The 19222-nt window shown below is 58.0% G+C and carries 17 protein-coding genes; 7 read left to right on the top strand and 10 right to left on the bottom strand.

Annotated elements, in window-relative coordinates; translation table 11 throughout:
- Positions 1-114 precede the first annotated feature (114 nt).
- The gene (ettA, locus tag IM304_RS06250; RefSeq protein WP_006810191.1) at positions 115-1782 is read left to right on the top strand and encodes an energy-dependent translational throttle protein EttA; all 1668 of its coding nucleotides are present in this window, start codon (positions 115-117) and stop codon (positions 1780-1782) included.
- Between the two features lie 90 nt (positions 1783-1872).
- Here ettA and IM304_RS06255 read toward each other — a convergent pair whose 3' ends face one another.
- The gene (locus IM304_RS06255; RefSeq protein ID WP_193354765.1) at positions 1873-2772 is read right to left on the bottom strand and encodes a LysR family transcriptional regulator; all 900 of its coding nucleotides are present in this window, start codon (positions 2770-2772) and stop codon (positions 1873-1875) included.
- Positions 2773-2880: 108 nt separating this feature from the next.
- Here IM304_RS06255 and IM304_RS06260 point away from each other — a divergent pair, with 108 nt between their 5' ends.
- Positions 2881-3882, top strand: coding sequence for a zinc-binding alcohol dehydrogenase family protein (locus IM304_RS06260; protein WP_193354766.1), 1002 nt, complete (start codon positions 2881-2883; stop codon positions 3880-3882).
- A gap of 116 nt (positions 3883-3998) precedes the next feature.
- On the opposite strand, the gene nadR is transcribed toward IM304_RS06260, so the two are convergent.
- The 3 genes from nadR to serB are packed head-to-tail and all read right to left on the bottom strand — an operon-like array spanning position 3999 to position 7632.
- A complete protein-coding gene (gene nadR / locus IM304_RS06265) occupies positions 3999-5231 on the bottom strand; it encodes a multifunctional transcriptional regulator/nicotinamide-nucleotide adenylyltransferase/ribosylnicotinamide kinase NadR (protein WP_148421962.1) in 1233 nt (410 codons plus the stop codon).
- Positions 5232-5266: 35 nt separating this feature from the next.
- Complete coding sequence (gene radA / locus IM304_RS06270) at positions 5267-6652, bottom strand: DNA repair protein RadA (protein WP_014882467.1); 1386 nt, start codon at positions 6650-6652, stop codon at positions 5267-5269.
- Between the two features lie 11 nt (positions 6653-6663).
- Entirely contained in the window at positions 6664-7632 is a 969-nt protein-coding gene (serB, locus tag IM304_RS06275; RefSeq protein WP_148421964.1) for a phosphoserine phosphatase, read from the bottom strand.
- Positions 7633-7749: 117 nt separating this feature from the next.
- Between serB and IM304_RS06280 the strand changes: the two genes are divergently transcribed.
- The 3 genes from IM304_RS06280 to IM304_RS06290 all read left to right on the top strand — a co-directional run bounded on the left by IM304_RS06280 (position 7750) and on the right by IM304_RS06290 (position 10292).
- Positions 7750-8394, top strand: coding sequence for a YtjB family periplasmic protein (locus IM304_RS06280; protein ID WP_193354767.1), 645 nt, complete (start codon positions 7750-7752; stop codon positions 8392-8394).
- 39 nt (positions 8395-8433) lie between these two features.
- A complete protein-coding gene (gene lplA, locus IM304_RS06285) occupies positions 8434-9450 on the top strand; it encodes a lipoate--protein ligase LplA (protein WP_193354768.1) in 1017 nt (338 codons plus the stop codon).
- A 152-nt stretch (positions 9451-9602) separates the two neighbouring features.
- Complete coding sequence (locus IM304_RS06290) at positions 9603-10292, top strand: DUF1120 domain-containing protein (RefSeq protein WP_176608757.1); 690 nt, start codon at positions 9603-9605, stop codon at positions 10290-10292.
- A gap of 52 nt (positions 10293-10344) precedes the next feature.
- On the opposite strand, the gene deoD is transcribed toward IM304_RS06290, so the two are convergent.
- The 4 genes from deoD to deoC form a co-directional block, all read right to left on the bottom strand.
- The gene (gene deoD, locus IM304_RS06295) at positions 10345-11067 is read right to left on the bottom strand and encodes a purine-nucleoside phosphorylase (protein WP_032643987.1); all 723 of its coding nucleotides are present in this window, start codon (positions 11065-11067) and stop codon (positions 10345-10347) included.
- 129 nt (positions 11068-11196) lie between these two features.
- A complete protein-coding gene (deoB, locus tag IM304_RS06300; protein ID WP_148421971.1) occupies positions 11197-12420 on the bottom strand; it encodes a phosphopentomutase in 1224 nt (407 codons plus the stop codon).
- A 53-nt stretch (positions 12421-12473) separates the two neighbouring features.
- The gene (gene deoA / locus IM304_RS06305; RefSeq protein WP_193354769.1) at positions 12474-13796 is read right to left on the bottom strand and encodes a thymidine phosphorylase; all 1323 of its coding nucleotides are present in this window, start codon (positions 13794-13796) and stop codon (positions 12474-12476) included.
- Positions 13797-13895: 99 nt separating this feature from the next.
- Positions 13896-14675 carry a deoxyribose-phosphate aldolase gene (gene deoC / locus IM304_RS06310; RefSeq protein ID WP_218104860.1) on the bottom strand — a complete coding sequence of 260 codons (780 nt, stop codon included), beginning with the start codon at positions 14673-14675 and terminating at the stop codon, positions 13896-13898.
- Positions 14676-14937: 262 nt separating this feature from the next.
- On the opposite strand from deoC, the gene IM304_RS06315 reads away from it, so the two are divergent.
- Positions 14938-16473 carry a YjjI family glycine radical enzyme gene (locus IM304_RS06315; RefSeq protein WP_193354770.1) on the top strand — a complete coding sequence of 512 codons (1536 nt, stop codon included), beginning with the start codon at positions 14938-14940 and terminating at the stop codon, positions 16471-16473.
- The gene (locus tag IM304_RS06320; RefSeq protein WP_193354771.1) at positions 16448-17308 is read left to right on the top strand and encodes a YjjW family glycine radical enzyme activase; all 861 of its coding nucleotides are present in this window, start codon (positions 16448-16450) and stop codon (positions 17306-17308) included. The genes IM304_RS06315 and IM304_RS06320 overlap by 26 nt, the downstream gene beginning before the upstream one ends.
- On the opposite strand, the gene IM304_RS06325 is transcribed toward IM304_RS06320, so the two are convergent.
- Both IM304_RS06325 and IM304_RS06330 read right to left on the bottom strand, forming a co-directional pair.
- Positions 17303-18085, bottom strand: a complete 783-nt coding sequence (locus IM304_RS06325; protein WP_193354772.1) for a TatD family hydrolase — start codon at positions 18083-18085, stop codon at positions 17303-17305. The two genes, IM304_RS06320 and IM304_RS06325, sit on opposite strands and share 6 nt — an antisense overlap.
- Positions 18082-19134 (bottom strand): patatin family protein, encoded by a 1053-nt coding sequence (locus tag IM304_RS06330; protein WP_176608762.1) that lies wholly within the window; start codon positions 19132-19134, stop codon positions 18082-18084. The genes IM304_RS06325 and IM304_RS06330 overlap by 4 nt, the downstream gene beginning before the upstream one ends.
- Between the last annotated feature and the right edge of the window lie 88 nt (positions 19135-19222).

The following is a 19222-nucleotide window of genomic DNA, read 5'->3' on the forward strand; positions in this document are numbered from 1 at the left end:
CTTTCTTGCGCGTTTTAACACTCCCGACGTTCCTGGCTGGGATTAGGGCGTGAAAAAGGCTACACTTCGAGGCTGAAATTCATTCTCATCACGATAAAAGAGGCGAAGTCCAACGTGGCTCAATTCGTTTATACCATGCATCGTGTCGGCAAAGTTGTCCCGCCGAAACGTCATATTCTTAAAAATATCTCGCTGAGCTTCTTCCCGGGCGCAAAAATCGGTGTCCTGGGTCTCAACGGTGCCGGTAAGTCCACCCTGCTGCGCATCATGGCCGGCATCGATACAGACATCGAAGGTGAAGCCCGTCCGCAGCCAGGCATCAAGATCGGCTACCTGCCGCAGGAACCTCAGCTGAACCCGGAACACACCGTGCGTGAATCCGTTGAAGAAGCGGTGTCCGAAGTGGTTAACGCGCTGAAAGGCCTGGATGAAGTGTATGCCAAATACGCCGAGCCGGATGCGGACTTCGACAAGCTGGCCGCTCAGCAGGGCAAATACGAAGAGATTATCCAGGCACACGACGGTCACAACCTGAACGTGCAGCTTGAGCGCGCGGCTGATGCCCTGCGCCTGCCGGACTGGGATGCGAAAATCGCTAACCTCTCCGGTGGTGAGCGTCGCCGCGTGGCGCTGTGCCGCCTGCTGCTGGAAAAACCAGACATGCTGCTGCTCGACGAACCTACCAACCACCTGGATGCAGAGTCCGTAGCGTGGCTGGAACGCTTCCTGCACGACTTCGAAGGCACCGTGGTGGCGATCACCCACGACCGTTACTTCCTCGACAACGTGGCGGGCTGGATCCTGGAGCTGGACCGCGGTGAAGGTATTCCGTGGGAAGGCAACTACTCCTCCTGGCTGGAGCAGAAAGATCAGCGTCTGGCGCAGGAAGCGTCTCAGGAAGCGGCGCGGCGCAAGTCTATCGAGAAAGAGCTGGAGTGGGTGCGTCAGGGCGCGAAAGGCCGTCAGTCCAAGGGCAAAGCCCGTCTGGCGCGCTTTGAAGAGCTTAACAATACCGAATACCAGAAACGTAACGAAACCAACGAACTGTTTATTCCACCTGGAGCGCGTCTGGGGGATAAAGTGGTTGAAGTGACCAACCTGCGTAAGTCCTACGGCGACCGCCTGCTGATCGACGACCTGACCTTCTCCGTACCGAAGGGCGCTATCGTTGGGATCATCGGTCCGAACGGCGCGGGTAAATCAACCCTGTTCCGCATGATGTCCGGTCAGGAACAGCCTGACAGCGGCTCTATCACCCTGGGTGAGACCGTGAAGCTGGCGTCCGTTGACCAGTTCCGTGACGCGATGGACAACAGCAAAACCGTGTGGGAAGAAGTGTCCGGCGGTCTGGATATCATGCGTATCGGCAACACCGAGATGCCAAGCCGCGCCTACGTTGGCCGCTTTAACTTCAAGGGCACCGACCAGGGCAAACGCGTGGGCGAGCTGTCCGGCGGCGAGCGCGGTCGTCTGCATCTGGCGAAGCTGCTACAGGTTGGCGGTAACGTTCTGCTGCTCGATGAACCAACCAACGACCTGGACATCGAAACCTTGCGCGCGCTGGAAAACGCCCTGCTCGAGTTCCCGGGCTGTGCAATGGTTATCTCGCACGACCGCTGGTTCCTGGACCGTATCGCAACCCACATCCTGGATTACCAGGACGAAGGTAAGGTAGAGTTCTTCGAAGGTAACTTCACCGAATACGAAGAGTACAAGAAACGCACGCTGGGCGCAGACGCGCTGGAGCCGAAGCGTATTAAGTACAAGCGTATCGCGAAATAAAAGCACAACGGCAACTTCGGTTGCCGTTTTTTATGTTTGTTCCCTCTCCCCGGGTAGAGGGTCAGGGTGAGGGCATCAGGCCGCACATAATTACCTTCCCACGTAGTACCGCCTCACCTCATCAAACTGCATCGCAAACTCGATATAGCTCATCAGCGCGGGCGAATTGAGCTTACGGCTCGGATAGGCCAGCCACAGGTCGTTCCCCTCCACGCTCCACGCCGACAGCACCTTCACCAGCGCCCCCTTTTCAACCTTGTCTTCCAGCAGAAATGCGGGCAACAGCGTGATCCCCGCCCCGGCAACCGCACACTCGCGGGCGTACACCAGGTTATCGGTTAAATGCGCGTTGTCCGGCAGGTAGCGATAGTCTTCGCTCTCGCTTCGCAGCAGCCACTCAGACCAGGACCTGTGGGTAATGCAGCGATGCTCCACCAGCTGACGCGGATGGACTAACGGTTCACGACGCGCCAGATAATCGGGCGATGCCAGCATATAGCGCGGGCAGTGCCCGATCATCCGGCCAATCAGGGATGAATCCTGCGGCTTGCCGGTACGTAGCGCCACGTCAAAACCGGACTCGACCAGATCCACCACGTCGTCAGAAATTGATACATCGAGCGAAACGTCAGGGTAGCGAAGCTGAAATTCGGCATTAAGGTGTGCCAGAAGCGTTGCCCCGATCCCCGCAGGACAGGTGATCCGCAGCCGTCCGCTGGGGTTGTCGCGCAGGCGCTGGATGGCATACTCCGCCCGCTCGCTGGCCGCCAGCATCTCGCGGCAGTGCACCAGATAGTGCTCGCCGGCAAAGGTCAGGTTGATCCTGCGCGTCGTCCGATTGAGCAAGCGGATCCCCAGCTGCTGTTCAAGCTGGCTAATGCGCTGGCTGACGCTGGACTTAGGCAGCTCCGCCTTCCGGGCCGCAGCGGTAAAGCTTCCCGTCTCCGCCACCAGCGCAAACAGCGCCATATCCTGAAGCTGTTTAAACATGATTGTTCATCCTGTACGAACGCTGAGTTCTCGATTGTCCATCTTATCACGCGCGTGACCACTTAATAGACTAGTCTCAACAAAACGCATGCCATTGAGGAGCACACCATGTCCGTTAAAGCCATTGCCGTTAACCCCGCCAATCCCTCCGCTTTCATTGAAATCGCCCCGTCGATGCCGCAGCCCGGCGAGCACGATCTGCTGGTGGAAGTGAAAGCCGTCTCCGTTAACCCGGTCGATACTAAGGTGCATGCAGGCCTTGTCAAAAATGGGCTGAAAGCGCCACGTATTCTCGGGTGGGACGCCAGCGGGATCGTCAAAGCCGTTGGGGCTGGCGTCACCGGGTTCAAACCGGGGGACGAAGTGTGGTACGCGGGCGACATTACCCGTCCGGGCAGTAATACCACGCACCAGCTGATTGACGCGCGCATTGTTGGGCGTAAGCCTGCAAGCCTGGGCTGGGATGCGGCTGCCGCATTGCCGCTGACCGCGCTGACCGCCTGGGAAGGGCTGTTCGAGCGTCTGAACATTCAGGATGCCGGATCGGACAATACGCTGCTGATCGTCGGCGGTGCTGGCGGAGTGGGGTCGCTGGCGATCCCGTTCGCAAAACACGGCAGCAAGGTTAAGGTGATCGCCACCGCGTCGCGGGAAGACTCCGCCCGGTGGTGCCGCGATCGCGGAGCGGATCTGGTGGTGGATTATCGCGATCTTAAAGGTGAGCTGGCAAAGCAGGGCATTAGCTTTGTGGATTACATTTTCATTCTTAATGATACCGATGGCCACTGGGATACGGTCAGCGAACTGATTGCGCCGCAGGGGCACATTTGCTCCATCGTCGAAAATGCGCATCCGCTGAACCAGGATAAGCTGAAATCTAAGTCCGCCGCGCTGCACTGGGAATTTATGTATACCCGCAGCATGTACCAGACTGCCGATATGGCGCGTCAGGGTGAGATCTTAAACGAGGTGGCGAAGCTGGTGGATAACGGCGTGGTGACAAGTTCGCTGAGCGAAACGCTGCACGGTCTGAGCGTGGAAAGCATTACCGAGGCGCACCGCAGGGTGCTGGAAGGGCATATGCGCGGGAAGGTGGTGGTTGCGTTCTGAGTGGTTTGATTCCCCTCACCCTAACCCTCTCCCCATAGGGGAGAGGGGATGTTACGGGGCCGTCTTTACCCTCTCCCCTATGGGGAGAGGGCAGGGTGAGGGGCAAGCCTGTGAATTTACCCCTGCTCCCCCATCATCTCCTTCACCAGCTCGACGCAGCGCAGGAAACGGGTGTCGTAATCCGATGCTTCCACGTGCACAAACTCAACGTTGTTCTCGTTAAGCATCTCCACCAGCATCGTCTGGAACTCTCGCCTGTCCACCGAGCTGCCCAGGCTGCGCATGCCGTCGGCCACCCATGGCGTGTTGTTTTCCAGCAGGATCACCAGGTCGAAGCGATATTCATCAATCAGCGCCTGCACAAACGGGTGCTCGCGACCTTCGTACTTTTTACAGAACGCCTGAGTGGTGACGAAATCGGTATCGATGAACGCCACTTTGTTGGCGTACTTCACGGCGAAATCAATGTACTGGGCATGGCCGAGCGCGATTTTGTCGTAGTCGGAATACTGCAGCGCCATCTCGTCACCGCCGAGATGTGAGAAAACATAATCGCGGCCATATTCCCACGCGCTGGTGGTGTTGAAGATGTTCGCCAGCTTATTCACCAGCGTCGATTTTCCGCTCGACTCGCCGCCAAGAATGGCTACCGTACGCACGAAGAACGGCTTTACTTCGGTTGGAATGTAGTCCCAGTAGCGGAACGGGTTCTCGCGGATCTGCGCCCCGCTGATGTTCATGAAGGTACGCTTCGGATCGATAAGCACCGTCTCGATGCCCAGATGCTCGCGGAACTGCGGCGCGTCGGATTCTTCAGAGGTGTAGATCCAGTTAGGCGCAATGCCCTTCTCTTCCATAAACGCTTTGATGCCGTTACTCCACACGTCCCAGCCGTGCGGATACGGCTCCATGCCCTCCTCGTTAAAGGCATGAATGCGAATGTTTTTCTGATACTTAAAGGTCTGAAGCAGCCAGCGCAGACGATCCGGCACCGTGGGCTGCTGCGACATGGCGCTGTCTTCAAACAGCAGGCGATCGCGGGTTTCATCGTAGCCCATGATGATGTGCAGTTCGTCCACCTGGCTACAGGCGCGCTGGATCAGGTAGATATGCCCGGTATGCAGCGGGTAGAACTTACCGAACACCACGCCGATGTTCTTTTGCATGCGTGGAAATTCAAGCCCCAGAAAGCGGTGCAGCGCTTCGAGCTTTTGCGCGCTGGGGCTTTTGATTTTGGCGTTAAGCAGTTGGCTCAGGTAGCCTTTGGTCATTCCGCTGGCGTCCGCCACCTGCTGCAGCGTGCAGCCCTTCTGGCGGATTGCGGTTTTGATGTAGTCAAATGATGACATAAATTACGGTGCCTCCTGCAAAATCGAATACGTAATTATAAGTCGTCAAAGACATTTAACGCATCTGCGAGTTTCTTAACGCCAAAGACCTGCATCCCTTCCGGGATTTTTTTCGGCACGTTGGCGGCAGGAACAATCGCGCGGCGGAAGCCATGCTTTGCCGCTTCGGAGATGCGCTCCTGGCCGCTCGGCACCGGGCGGATCTCGCCGGCCAGCCCCACTTCGCCAAATACCACCAGATCCTGCGGCAGCGGCCTGTCGCGCAGGCTGGAGACCATCGCCAGCAGCAGCGCCAGATCCGCGCTGGTCTCTGAAACCTTTACGCCGCCGACCACGTTGACGAAAACGTCCTGATCCGCCATCTGCAGGCCGCCGTGGCGGTGCAGCACCGCCAGCAGGATCGCCAGACGGTTTTGCTCCAGGCCGACCGCCACGCGACGGGGGTTGCCCATCATCGAGTGATCCACCAGCGCCTGAATTTCCACGAGCAGCGGGCGCGTCCCTTCCCACAGCACCATCACGGAGCTGCCGGAGGTGACCTCATCGCCACGGCTCAGGAAGATGGCCGAAGGGTTGCTGACCTCGCGAAGCCCCTGCTCGGTCATGGCAAATACGCCCAGCTCGTTCACCGCACCAAAGCGGTTTTTATGGCTGCGCAGGGTACGGAAGCGGGAGTCCGCGTCGCCGTCGAGCATGACGGAGCAGTCAATACAGTGCTCAAGCACTTTCGGCCCCGCCAGCGAGCCGTCTTTGGTGACGTGGCCGACCATCACAATCGCCACGCCGCGGGTTTTGGCAAAGCGCGTCAGGTAGGCGGCGGTTTCGCGCACCTGCGCCACGCTGCCCGGCGAGGACTGAATGTCCGCCATGTGCATGACCTGAATGGAGTCGATCACCATCAGCTTCGGCTGCTCTTCTTCGGCGATCATGCAGATCTGCTCGATGCTGGTTTCCGAAAGCATATTCAGGTTGCCCGTCGGCAGGCCAAGACGATGGGCGCGCATCGCCACCTGCTGGAGCGATTCCTCGCCCGTGACGTAAAGGGTTTTCATCTGCTCGGCAAGCTTGCAGAGCGTTTGCAGCAGGAGCGTCGATTTACCCGCGCCCGGGTTACCGCCGATCAGAATGGCGCTGCCCGGCACTACGCCGCCGCCGAGCACGCGGTCAAACTCCTTGAACCCGGTGGAGAAGCGCGGCAGCGCTTCCAGACTGATATCGGAAAGTTTTTGTACCTTCGACACGCCTGCATTGCCCGCATAGCCGCTCAGGCGTTCGTTGCGGGCCACGCTCGGCGAAGCCGCCACACCACGCACTTCGGTGATGGTGTTCCAGGCATGACAGGCGCTGCATTGCCCCTGCCAGCGCGGATAATCCGCACCACATTCATTACAGACAAATGCGCGTTTTGGAGCTTTCGCCACGGTTTACCTCGTTATTTCTGGTTAATGCTGCCGGAGAGAATGCAGAACACCCCCATCAGATCGGCATGACGGACAGTGACTTCCGTCTTTTCATTCACTTTCGGCTTAGCATGGTAGGCAATGCCAAGACCGGCAACTTTAATCATCGGCAGATCGTTCGCGCCATCGCCGATGGCGACGGTCTGCTCGACCGGTATCTCATATTTCTGCGCCAGACGCGTCAGCGTGTTGGCTTTGTACTGCGCGTCCACGATGTCTCCGGTGACCTGTCCGGTCAGCCTGCCGTCCACGATCTCCAGCTCGTTAGCCACAACCGTGGTCAGGTGCAGTTTTTCCCGCAGATAATCCGCGAAGAAGGTAAAGCCCCCGGAGGCGATGGCCACCTTCCAGCCCAGAGACTGGAGCTTTAATACCAGCTGCGTCAGCCCGGGCATCAGCGGCAGCTCATCGCGCACCTGACGCAGAATAGTGGCGTCGGCCCCTTTGAGGGTCGCCACGCGCTGCCTCAGGCTGGCGGTGAAATCCAGCTCGCCTCGCATCGCGCGCTCGGTGACTTCAGCCACAAGCTCACCGCTCCCCGCCAGCCTGGCGATCTCGTCGATACATTCGATCTGGATGGCGGTAGAGTCCATATCCATCACCAGCAGGCCCGGCGTTTTCAGGTGCGGGATCTTGCCGAGTGGCGCAACGTCCAGCCCAGCGTCGTGCGCCAGCCGCGTGGCGCGCTGCGTCAGGGAACCCGCCAGGCGAATAACCTGGTAATCTTCCACGCACCAGGCGGCAACGATAACCATCGCCGCGCCGAGCGTGGTTTGATACTGGGTGAGACGTTGCTTATCCAGGCCGCGTCCATACAGCAGCCAGCCGCTACGGCCAGCGTGGTAATCCAGAGGCATCACCTCATCGCCACTTAACGAGAGCGGCAATCCTGGCCATAAAGAGACATCCGTTGGCAGGTCACACCAGGTAATGTTCGGCATTAAAGCTCCTGTAATTTGGTTCGCGCCGGAAGGTTCCAGAGGGAAAATAACGCATGAGGCTACCCTGTAACCATCACTTCTGGCAACATTAAGCCGTAAATTTTAAGCAGGTGGAATATGGCTCGCGCAAAACTGAAATTCCGGCTTCATCGCGCCGTGATTGTCCTGATCTGTCTCGCACTATTAGTGGCGCTGATGCAGGGGGCATCCTGGTTTAGCCAGAATCACCAACGGCAACGCAACCCGCAATTTGAAGAGCTGGCCCGCACCCTGGCGCGTCAGGTAACGCTCAATATTGCCCCGTCAATGCGTACCGAAACGCCGGACGAGAAGCGCATAGGCCAGGTATTGCGCCAGCTTACGGAAAACAGCCGCATTCTGGATGCGGGCGTGTACGATGAGCAGGGCGACCTGATCGCCCGCGCCGGTGAACATGTCGAGGTGCGCGATCGGCTGGCGCTGGACGGTAAAAAAGCCGGCGGCTATTTCAACCAGCAGATCGTCGAACCAATTCAGGGCAAGAATGGTCCGCTGGGGTATCTGCGCCTCACCCTTGATACCCACACTCTGCCTACCGAAGCCAAACAGGTGGACAATACCACCAATATTCTGCGCCTGATGCTACTCCTCTCGCTGGCAACAGGCGTGGTGCTGGCGCGCACGCTGCTCCAGGGCAAGCGCACCCGCTGGCAGCAGTCACCGTTCCTGTTGACCGCCAGCAAGTCGGTTCCCGAAGACGAAGAGAGCGAGAAGAAGGAATAGTGATAAAGTAGGCAGACGATTCGGAAAAGGAACTTTGCCATGACGACGTTACGCCTGCTTATCTCTGACTCTTACGATCCCTGGTTTAATCTCGCGGTGGAAGAGTGCATCTTCCGCCAGATGCCCGCCACGCAGCGCGTGCTGTTTCTCTGGCGCAACGCCGATACGGTGGTCATTGGCCGCGCGCAAAACCCGTGGAAAGAGTGTAATACCCGCCGCATGGAAGAGGATAACGTGCGTCTGGCGCGCCGGAGCAGCGGTGGCGGCGCGGTGTTTCACGATCTGGGAAATACCTGCTTTACCTTTATGGCAGGCAAGCCGGAGTATGACAAAACCATTTCAACATCCATCGTCCTCAACGCGTTCAATTCGCTCGGTGTCACCGCCGAGGCCTCGGGGCGTAACGATCTGGTGGTCAAAACGCCCGACGGGGATCGCAAAGTATCGGGTTCGGCCTATCGCGAAACGATGGATCGCGGCTTCCATCACGGCACCCTGCTGCTTAACGCCGATCTGAGCCGTCTGGCGAACTACCTTAATCCCGACAGGAAAAAGCTTCAGGCCAAAGGGATCACCTCGGTGCGCGGCCGCGTGGCGAATCTGGTGGAGCTACTGCCGGGGATTACGCACGAGCAGATTTGCGATGCGATCCGCGAGGCGTTCTTTGCGCACTACGGCGAGCGCGTGGAGGCGGAGGTAATCTCTCCTGATAAAACCCCGGACCTGCCCAATTTTGCTGAAACCTTTGCCCGCCAGAGCAGCTGGGAGTGGAACTTCGGCCAGGCGCCGGCGTTCTCCCATCTGCTGGACGAGCGTTTTACCTGGGGCGGCGTGGAACTGCATTTTGACGTAGAGAAAGGCCACATCACCCGCACGCAGGTATTCACGGACAGCCTTAATCCCGCGCCGTTAGAGGCGCTGGCAGCGCGTTTGCAGGGCTGTTTGTATCGGGCGGATACGCTGCAGCAGGAGTGCGATGCGTTGACAGGTGATTTTCCCGGACAGGAAACCGAATTACGGGAATTATCGGCATGGATTGCGAGGGAGGTAAAATAATTGAGAATAATAATATTCTGTAAAGGCTTTTTTAAAAAAAGCACATTTATAATGTAAATAGATTAAATAGACGGAATAGCTCAGCGCGTAAGAAAATCCTGACGCAGGGGGAACAATTAATGTTCCCTTTAATTATACGTTAAGGATGAAACGTGAAAAAAATTCTATTAGCAGCGTCTGTTATTTTAGCGATGTCGTCTGCCGCTCACGCGGCGGGAACCGCAGAATTAAAGGTTACCGGGGTATTAACCAACTCCGCGTGTACGCCCACGTTAAGCGGTGGAGGTATCGTTGATTTTGGCACGACCAATATTGGTAATATGTCTGCCACAGCGACTAACCAGCTCGGCAATAAAGATCTTTCCCTCTCCATCAGCTGCGTTGCCCCGACAAAAGTAGGCTGGAGCATTATCGACGACCGCGCGGATTCTAAACAGAACCTGATCGTCGAAAATACCGACTGGAGCGGCTCAGGTTCCGTATGGAGCAGTAATAGCCTGTTCGGCGCGGGGAAAACCGCGGGCGGCGTCAATCTGGGCGCTTATTCCGTCACGATGCAGTTGAGCAACGTCACTGCGGACGGAAAAACCACCGGTATGATTTCGGGTGCCAATTCCACAGGAAGTTATTCATGGGGCCAGATGGTGGGCGACAGCGCACCCGTTCGTAATGACGGCATAGTTTACACGGTTGCGGGTGACGCAAGCGTCGATCCGCTGGCGTTTACCAGTGCGGTATTCCCGCTGCGCGTCGCGCTGGCCGTACAGGATACGACGACGCTTGCCCTGACCGATGACACGCAGATTGACGGACAGGCAACAATCAGTCTTGTTTATCTGTAAGGTGTGAACAGTAAAAAAGAGTGTAGCCACGGCTACACTCTTTCTTTTTATATTACGCTTTGTCGCCCAGAAGAACGGATTCCAGCGCGATTTTGATCATGTCGTTGAAGGTGGTCTGACGCTCGGCAGCCGTGGTCTGCTCATGGGTACGGATGTGGTCAGACACGGTGCAGATGGTCAACGCTTTCGCGCCAAACTCAGCCGCGACGCCGTAGATACCTGCCGCTTCCATTTCCACGCCCAGGATGCCGTATTTTTCCATCACGTCGAACATCTCGCCGCCGTCTGGTGCGTAGAACAGGTCAGCAGAGAAGATGTTACCCACACGCGCCTCAACGCCCAGCGCTTTTGCCGCGTCAACCGCGTCACGCACCATGCCGAAGTCCGCAATCGCGGCGAAGTCATGATCTTTAAAACGCATACGGTTTACTTTCGAATCGGTGCAGGCACCCATACCGATAACGATATCGCGCAGCTTAACGTCCATGCGCACCGCGCCGCAGGAGCCGACGCGGATGATTTTCTTCACGCCGAAATCGGTGATCAGCTCTTTGGTGTAGATGGAGCAGGATGGGATACCCATGCCGTGGCCCATAACGGAAATTTTGCGGCCTTTATAGGTACCGGTGAAGCCCAGCATGCCGCGAACGTTGTTCACTTCACGCACGTCTTCAAGGAAGGTTTCTGCAATGTGCTTCGCGCGCAGCGGGTCGCCAGGCATCAATACGACGTCAGCGAAATCACCCATTTCTGCATTAATGTGAGGAGTTGCCATCTTCAGTTCCTTTTCATTTAAATTCTCCCTCTCCCTGTGGGAGAGGGTTGGGGTGAGGGCATCAGGCCGCACCCGTATCTCTCGCGGGAGAGGGTTGGGGTGAGGGCATCAGGCCGCACCCCTTGTCATTCAGAACATAGCCTTGCCATATTCCATGTCAGACGTGCCAAAGTATTTCGCAATGGTCTGGCCAATGTCTGCGAAGGTGTCACGGTGGCCCAGCGAACCTGGTTTCACTTTCGGGCCGTACACCAGCACCGGAATATGCTCGCGGGTGTGGTCGGTGCCGGTCCAGGTTGGGTCACAACCGTGATCCGCGGTCAGGATCAGAATGTCATCTTCACCCACCAGCTCCATCAGCTCCGGCAGGCGGCGGTCGAACAGCTCCAGACCGGCAGCGTAGCCTGCGACGTCGCGACGGTGGCCCCAGGAGGAGTCGAAGTCCACGAAGTTGGTGAAGACAATCGTGTTGTCGCCCGCTTCCTTCATCTCTTTGACGGTAGCGTCGAACAGCGCGTCCAGACCGGTCGCTTTCACTTTTTTGGTGATGCCGCAGTTTGCGTAGATGTCCGCGATTTTACCCACGGACACCACGTGACCGCCCTTCTCGTCGACCAGTTTTTGCAGCACGGTGGGTGCCGGTGGCTCAACGGCCAGGTCGTGGCGGTTGCCGGTACGCTGGAAGTTACCCGCTTTGTCGCCGATAAACGGACGCGCGATAACGCGGCCAATGTTGTAGCCGCCTTCGGTCAGCTCTTCACGGGCGATTTCGCACAGCTCGTAGAGTTTATCCAGACCAAACGTCTCTTCGTGGCAGGCAATCTGGAACACGGAGTCAGCAGAGGTGTAGAAAATCGGCTTGCCGGTTTTCATGTGCTCTTCGCCGAGCTGATCCAGAATCACGGTACCGGATGAGTGGCAGTTACCAAGGTAGCCCGGCAGGTTGGCACGCTTAACCAGCTTATCGAGCAGCTCCTGCGGGAAGCTGTTCTCGTGATCGGAGAAGTAGCCCCAGTCGAACAGCACCGGCACACCGGCGATTTCCCAGTGACCGGACGGGGTATCTTTACCGGAAGAGAGCTCGTGCGCCCAGGCGTAAGCGCCCACCACTTCCGCGTTGCCGTCCATACCGGCTGCGATTTTACCGGTAGAGCCTTCATGCGCTTTTACCAGCCCGAGGCGGGTCAGATTTGGCAGGTTCAGAGGGCCTTTACGACCGTTATCCGCTTCGCCTTTTGCACAGGCTTCCGCGATGTGACCCATGGTATCGGAACCCACGTCACCAAAACGTTCTGCATCTTCGGTTGCGCCGATGCCGAATGAGTCCAGCACCATAATAAATGCACGTTTCATAATTGTTCTCCGTACTTAGTGCTTCATAAAAATGCGATCAGATCAGTATACCGCTATTCGGTGATACGACGATAGACCGTCGGTGTGGTTTCCGGTGCTTTATCGTCAAGAGATATTGCCGCTTTCACCGCTTTCGCCGCGTCCTGCCAGCTGGCTTCGTCTTTGGCGTGGATCACCGCCAGCGGACGTTGACCGTCAACGCTGTCGCCCAGACGGGCCATATCGGTAAAGCCAACGCTGTAATCAATGGTGTCGGACGCCTGACGACGACCGCCGCCCATTGAGACCACCGCCATGCCGAGCGCGCGGGTATCCATTGCGGAGACAAAACCTTCGCTGTCCGCGTAGACCGCTTTGCTGAGCATCGCGGTTGGCAGATATTTGGCGTAGTTTTCCACGAAGTCAGTCGGGCCTTTCTGCGCCGCCACCATACGGCCAAAAATCTCCGCCGCTTTACCGTTGTCCAGAACCGCCTGAAGCTTCGCGCGGGCTTCCGTATCGTCTTTGGCAAGCTTGCCGGAGATCAGCATCTCCACGCACAGCGCCATGGTCACGTCGAACAGGCGCGGGTTGCGGTATTCACCCGTCAGGAACTGCACGGCCTCGCGCACTTCCACGGCGTTACCGGCGCTGGATGCCAGCACCTGGTTCATGTCCGTCAGCAGTGCGGTGGTGCGCACGCCCGCGCCGTTGGAGACGCCAACGATCGCTTCAGCCAGCGCTTCAGAGAGCTCGTAGGTCGGCATAAACGCGCCGCTGCCTACCTTCACGTCCATGACCAGCGCGTCCAGACCTTCCGCCAGCTTTTTGGCGAGGATAGAGGCGGTGATCAGCGGGATGGAGTCTACGGTTGCGGTAATATCGCGGGTCGCGTAGAAACGCTTGTCTGCCGGAGCAAGCGAGCTGGTCTGGCCGATAATCGCCACACCAACGTCTTTAATAATGTCGCGGAAGCGGTTGTCGTCCGGGAAGATATCGAAGCCCGGAATGGCTTCCAGTTTGTCGAGCGTACCGCCGGTATGGCCCAGGCCACGCCCGGAGATCATCGGGATGTAGCCGCCGCAGGCTGCGACCATAGGGCCAAGCATCAGCGACGTCACGTCACCCACGCCGCCGGTGGAGTGTTTGTCCACAATCGGCCCGTTGAGGTTAAGGCTCTTCCAGTCCAGCACGGTTCCTGAATCTCGCATCGCCATGGTCAGCGACACGCGCTCAGGCATCGACATATCGTGGAAGAAAATGGTCATCGCCAGGGCAGCAATCTGACCTTCAGAGACGGTGTTGTCGCGAATGCCGTTGATAAAGAAGCGGATCTCTTCGTCGCTCAGGGCAAGACCATCACGTTTTTTACGAATAATTTCTTGTGCGAGAAACACGGTAACCCCCATGCGGAATCGGGTGAATTGTGGCGGGCAGCGCCCGCCCTACGTTCCTGTAGGCCGGATAAGCGAATCGCCATCCGGCATTTTTTGCTATTAGTAGCTGCTTGCGCTCTTACCGTCGCCATGGCCCAGCGCTTTCAGCAGGCTCGCCAGCAGGCTGGAGGCGCCGAAGCGGTAGTGGCGGGAGTCCGCCCACTCTGCGCCGAACAGCTCGTCGGCAATCGCCAGGAACTGCTGCGCGTCTTCAGCGGTACGCACGCCGCCCGCGGGTTTGAAGCCAACGGTTTCGGACACGCCCATATCGCGGATCACTTCCATCATGATGCGCGCGCTTTCCGGCGTGGCGTTAACCGGCACTTTACCGGTAGAGGTTTTAATGAAATCAGCCCCGGCTTTGATGGAGATTTCAGACGCTTTACGGATCAGCGCCTCTTCTTTCAGTTCGCCGGTTTCGATGATCACTTTGAGCAGCACATTTGCCGCCGCGCACGCGTCTTTACAGGCCTTCACCAGGTCAAAACCGACCTGCTCGTTGCCGGCGATCAGCGCGCGGTACGGGAACACCACGTCAACTTCGTCTGCGCCGTAAGCAATTGCCGCACGGGTTTCTGCCAGGGCGATCTCGATGTCGTCATTGCCGTGCGGGAAGTTAGTCACGGTTGCAATGCGCACGTCCGGCGTGCCCTGCTCTTTCAGCGTCTTGCGGGCAATCGGAATAAAGCGCGGGTAGATACAAACGGCGGCGGTGTTACCCACTGGCGTTTTCGCCTGATGGCACAGCGCGATGACTTTTTCATTGGTATCGTCATCGTTCAGGGTGGTCAGGTCCATCAGCTTCAACGCGCGCAGGCTGCTTGCAGTTAAATCGGTCATAACATTCTCCAACGGCAGTGCCGTATCAATTTTACCTTGCGGGTCTGTGAGTATTCTAACATTCACCCGCATCCACACTTCGACATTCATCACAGTTAATGAAAACTGCGTGCAAATTTGCATTACTGTAATGAGATCTTCTTCAAACTTTAGCGTACCTGTTGCTGACTAAAGCAGCGATACCCCCTGCCGGATCAAAAGCCCCGCCAGGCTGGCTTCCTACAATTCGTTCACCATCCGCAGAATAATCCAGGAAGTGAACATGCCCGACGCCCTGCAACAACGTTGCCAGCACATTGTGACAAGCCCGGTGTTAACCCCGGAACAAAAACGTCATTTTCTGGCGCTGGAAGCAGAGAACAATCTGCCTTACCCTGCTCTGCCAGAGGCGGCACGCGCCGCGCTGGACGAAGGATTTATCTGCGACATGTTCGAAGGGCATGCGCCCTACAAACCGCGCTACGTGCTTCCGGACTACGCTAAATTCCTGGCAAACGGCTCAGAGTGGCTGGAGCTGGAAGGGGCGAAAGATCTGGATGATGCCCTCTCGCTGCTCGCTATCCTCTACCATCATGTTCCGTCCGTCACATCAATGCCGGTCTATCTGGGCCAGCTCGATGAAATCCTCACTCCGTATGTTAAAATTCTAACACAGGATGAAATCGATAGCCGAATAAAACGTTTCTGGCGCTATCTCGACAGAACCCTGCCTGATGCCTTTATGCATGCCAATATCGGCCCGGCGAATACGCCCGTTACGCATGCCGTTTTGCGAGCGGACGCAGAGCTGAAGCAGGTCGCGCCGAACCTGACCTTTATTTACGACCCGGACGTTACCCCTGACGACCTGCTGCTGAGCGTTGCGAAAAACATTTGCGAGTGCAGTAAACCGCATATTTCCAATGGCCCGCTGAATGATAAAATTTTCACAAAAGGCCGCTATGGCGTGGTGAGCTGCTACAACTCCCTGCCGCTGGCGGGCGGCGGCAGCACGCTGGTGCGCCTTAACCTGAAAGCGATTGCAGAGCACAGCCACTCTCCCGAAGACTTTTTCGCCCGTACCCTGCCGCACTACTGTCAGCAGCAAATGGCGATCGTTAACGCGCGCTGCGATTTTTTATATGAACAATCCGGCTTCTTTGAGAATAGCTTCCTCGTAAAAGAGGGGCTGATTGATGCCGATCGTTTCGTGCCGATGTTCGGCATGTACGGGCTGGCCGAAGCGGTGAACGTGCTGTGCGAAAAAGCAGGTATTGCGGGGCGTTACGGAAAAGACGAGCAGGCCAACGCGCTGGGCTACCGCATCAGTGAACAGCTTGCGGCATTTGTTGAGAACACGCCGGTGAAGCACGGCTGGAAGCACCGCGCGATGCTGCATGCCCAGTCTGGCATCAGTTCTGATTCAGGCACCACGCCGGGGGCGCGCCTGCCTTACGGCGACGAGCCGGATCCCATCAGCCACCTGCTGGCCGTGGCGCCACATCACCAGCACTATCACTCGGGGATCAGCGATATTCTCACCCTGGATGAGACGGTCAAACGCAATCCTCAGGCGGTGGTGCAGCTTTGTCTGGGGGCGTTTCGCGCCGGTATGCGCGAATTTACCGCCAACGTCGCCGGAAACGACCTGGTGCGCGTCACCGGGTATATGGTGCGGCTCTCCGATCTGGAAAAGTACCGGGAGGCCGGTTCTCGCACCAACACCACCTGGCTCGGCGAGGAGGCCGCGCGCAATACCCGCATTCTGGAACGTCAGCCACGCGTGATTAGCCATGAACAGCAGATGCGCTTTAGTTAGTCAGGTTATTCCCTTCTCCTGCGTGGACGGGCCGGGCAGCCGCCTGGCGCTGTTCCTCCAGGGCTGTAACCTGCGCTGCAAAACCTGCCACAACCCGTGGACCATCGGGCGCTGCAACGACTGCGGCGACTGCGTGCCCCGCTGCCCCCACGATGCGCTGACCATTCAGGCCGGGCGCGTCTGGTGGCAGGAGAGCGACTGCCACCAGTGCGACACCTGCCTGCGCCTGTGCCCGCGGCAGGCCACGCCGATGGCGCAACGCTTTAGCGTAGAGGAGATCCTCATCCAGGTTCGCAAGTCCGCGCCTTTTATTGAAGGCGTGACCGTCAGCGGGGGCGAGGCCACCACGCAGCTGCCGTTTGTGGTTGCGCTATTCAGCGCAATGAAGGCCGATCCGGCCCTGCGGCATCTGACGTGTCTGGTGGACAGCAACGGCCTGTTAAGCGAAACCGGCTGGCAAAAGCTGCTGCCGGTGTTTGACGGCGCGATGGTGGATCTGAAGGCCTGGGGCAATGAGCATCACCGCTTTCTGACCGGGCGCGAAAATACGCAAATCAAGCAGAGCATTCGCTGGCTGGCTGAACATCATCGTCTTGCCGAGCTGCGCCTGCTGGCGATCCCCGAACGGTGCGATTATCTGCAAAATCTGCCTTCACTGACCGCGTTTATCCATAGCCTGGGGAATATTCCGGTGCGGATTAACGCCTTTCACGCTCACGGGGTTTACGGGGAGGCGGCGCTCTGGCGGAGCGCCACGCCGGAGGATATCGAGCCGCTGGCGCTAGCCCTGGAACAGCAGCAGATTACGGTGATCCGCCCGGCGCTGTATCTATAGCGTGATGCCGAAGACCGCACGGGTATTTTCCAGCAGCGCGCCGGCAATGACGTCCTCAGGCTCCTGGCGCAGCTCACACAGCACGTCAAAAACGCGCGCCGCCTGCTCCGGGCGGTTCGGCTGGCCCTGAAAACCATTCAGGGGCATGTCGGGCGCATCCGTTTCAAGCAGCAGCGAAGACAGCGGGAGTTGCGCCATCACGTCGCGGGTTTTGCTGGCGCGCGGGTAGGTAATGGTGCCGCCGACGCCAATTTTATAGCCCAGGTCGATAAAACGCTGCGCCTGCTGAAGGCTTCCTGCGAAACCGTGCACGACGCCCCTGCGCGGCAGATCGATGCGCTTCAGGTGCATCGCCAGCCTGTCATGGGTGCGTCGGGAATGGAGGATCACCGGCAGATCGTGACGTTTTGCCAGCCTGAGCTGCGCGTCCAGGATCGTCTGCTGGCGTTCAAAGTGCGGATCCTCGCGATAGAGATCGAGGCCGATCTCACCGACGGCAACCAGCTTCTCACCCGCGGCCTGCAGCGCGGCATCAAGCCTGTCGAGGTGTTCATCAAGATGGTGCTCAATCACGATCGGATGCAGCCCCAGCGCCGCATACAGCGCATCGTGATGGCGGGCGAGCGCCAGCACGGTATCAAACCGCGCCGCTTCAATGGCGGGCACAATTATGGCTTTTACGCCTGCCTGCGCCGCCCGTTCGATGGATGATGCTTCCTCGCCGCTGAACGGCGGAAAATCAAAGTGGCAATGGGTATCAATAAAGCCGTGCCTCACGCCAGATCCTCATTATCGAGTAAGCCATCGTTCGCCTGCGGAGCATCCACCAGCGGCATCGCCACCGCGTCATTGGCCACTACCGCAGGCGGCAAAATAATACGCTTATGCCGGTGAAGCGGCGGCTGGCCGGCCAGCATTTTACCCACCGTCGCGAGGAAGTAGCGACCGCAGAGCCGCCCCGTTTTGTAGTCCATACGCAACGCCGGCAGGCGGCTGCCCAGCGCCATGCTTAGCAGCGGCCTGGGCGGATAAATTTCAAAGATGCGCAGCTTGCCCGGCGGCTTTTCGATAAAGCGCTGCATCGCGCCGTAGGTCGTTTCATGCTGTTTTGCGATATTCACCAACGGCTGCAGGCTGCTGTCGCCCAGCCAGCGCTCCATGCGCTTAAACCACTGCGGGGTGTAATACATCTGCGAAGGCACCGTGCGGATCACCACGATAGTTTTGGCCCCACGCCGCGCGGCCTCCTGCACCGGCACCGCGTCGCTGATGCCGCCATCAAGATAGTTAACTCCCTCCAGCAGCGCGCCGGTACGGTAGAAACCGGGGATCGCGCTTGAGGCGCGAATGATATCCAGCCAGTTCTCTTTCTGCGGCGAAAAATAGCCCGGGGAATAGTCGTCGCCACGGCTGGCGCACATCCAGAACGACTTTCCGGCGTCGAACAGCCGCGACGCGGTATCCATTGCCAGCGGCATCTGACTGGAGGTGGCATCCAGTAACCAGTCGAGATCGATCAGGTTCCCGCCGCGCACGAAGCGCACCGGGTTAAAAAATTCTTTGGACGTGGTGTAGCGCATAATAACTTTGCGCGCGTAGCCGGGCTGGTTGCAGACGTAGGCCGAAAGATTCTGCGCCCCGGCAGAAGTACCAAAATAGAGATCGAACGGGTTGAACTGCGCGCGCATAAATTCGTCGAGCACGCCAGCGGTGAAAATACCGCGCTGACCGCCCCCTTCACAGACCAGCGCAAGCTGGCCTGCATGAAACGGTTTTAACGTCAGCGGCGCAATATTGCCGAGCGTAACGGGAATTCGTTGCCCCACCTCTGCCTTCCTGTTTTCATTATTTTGATAAGACACAGTAACGCACATCCCCGCCACTTCTCAAACGAGAAAAAGCCAGTCACAAGGA

This window comes from Enterobacter cloacae complex sp. P40C2, from assembly GCF_014930695.1.
Lineage (GTDB): Bacteria > Pseudomonadota > Gammaproteobacteria > Enterobacterales > Enterobacteriaceae > Enterobacter > Enterobacter pasteurii.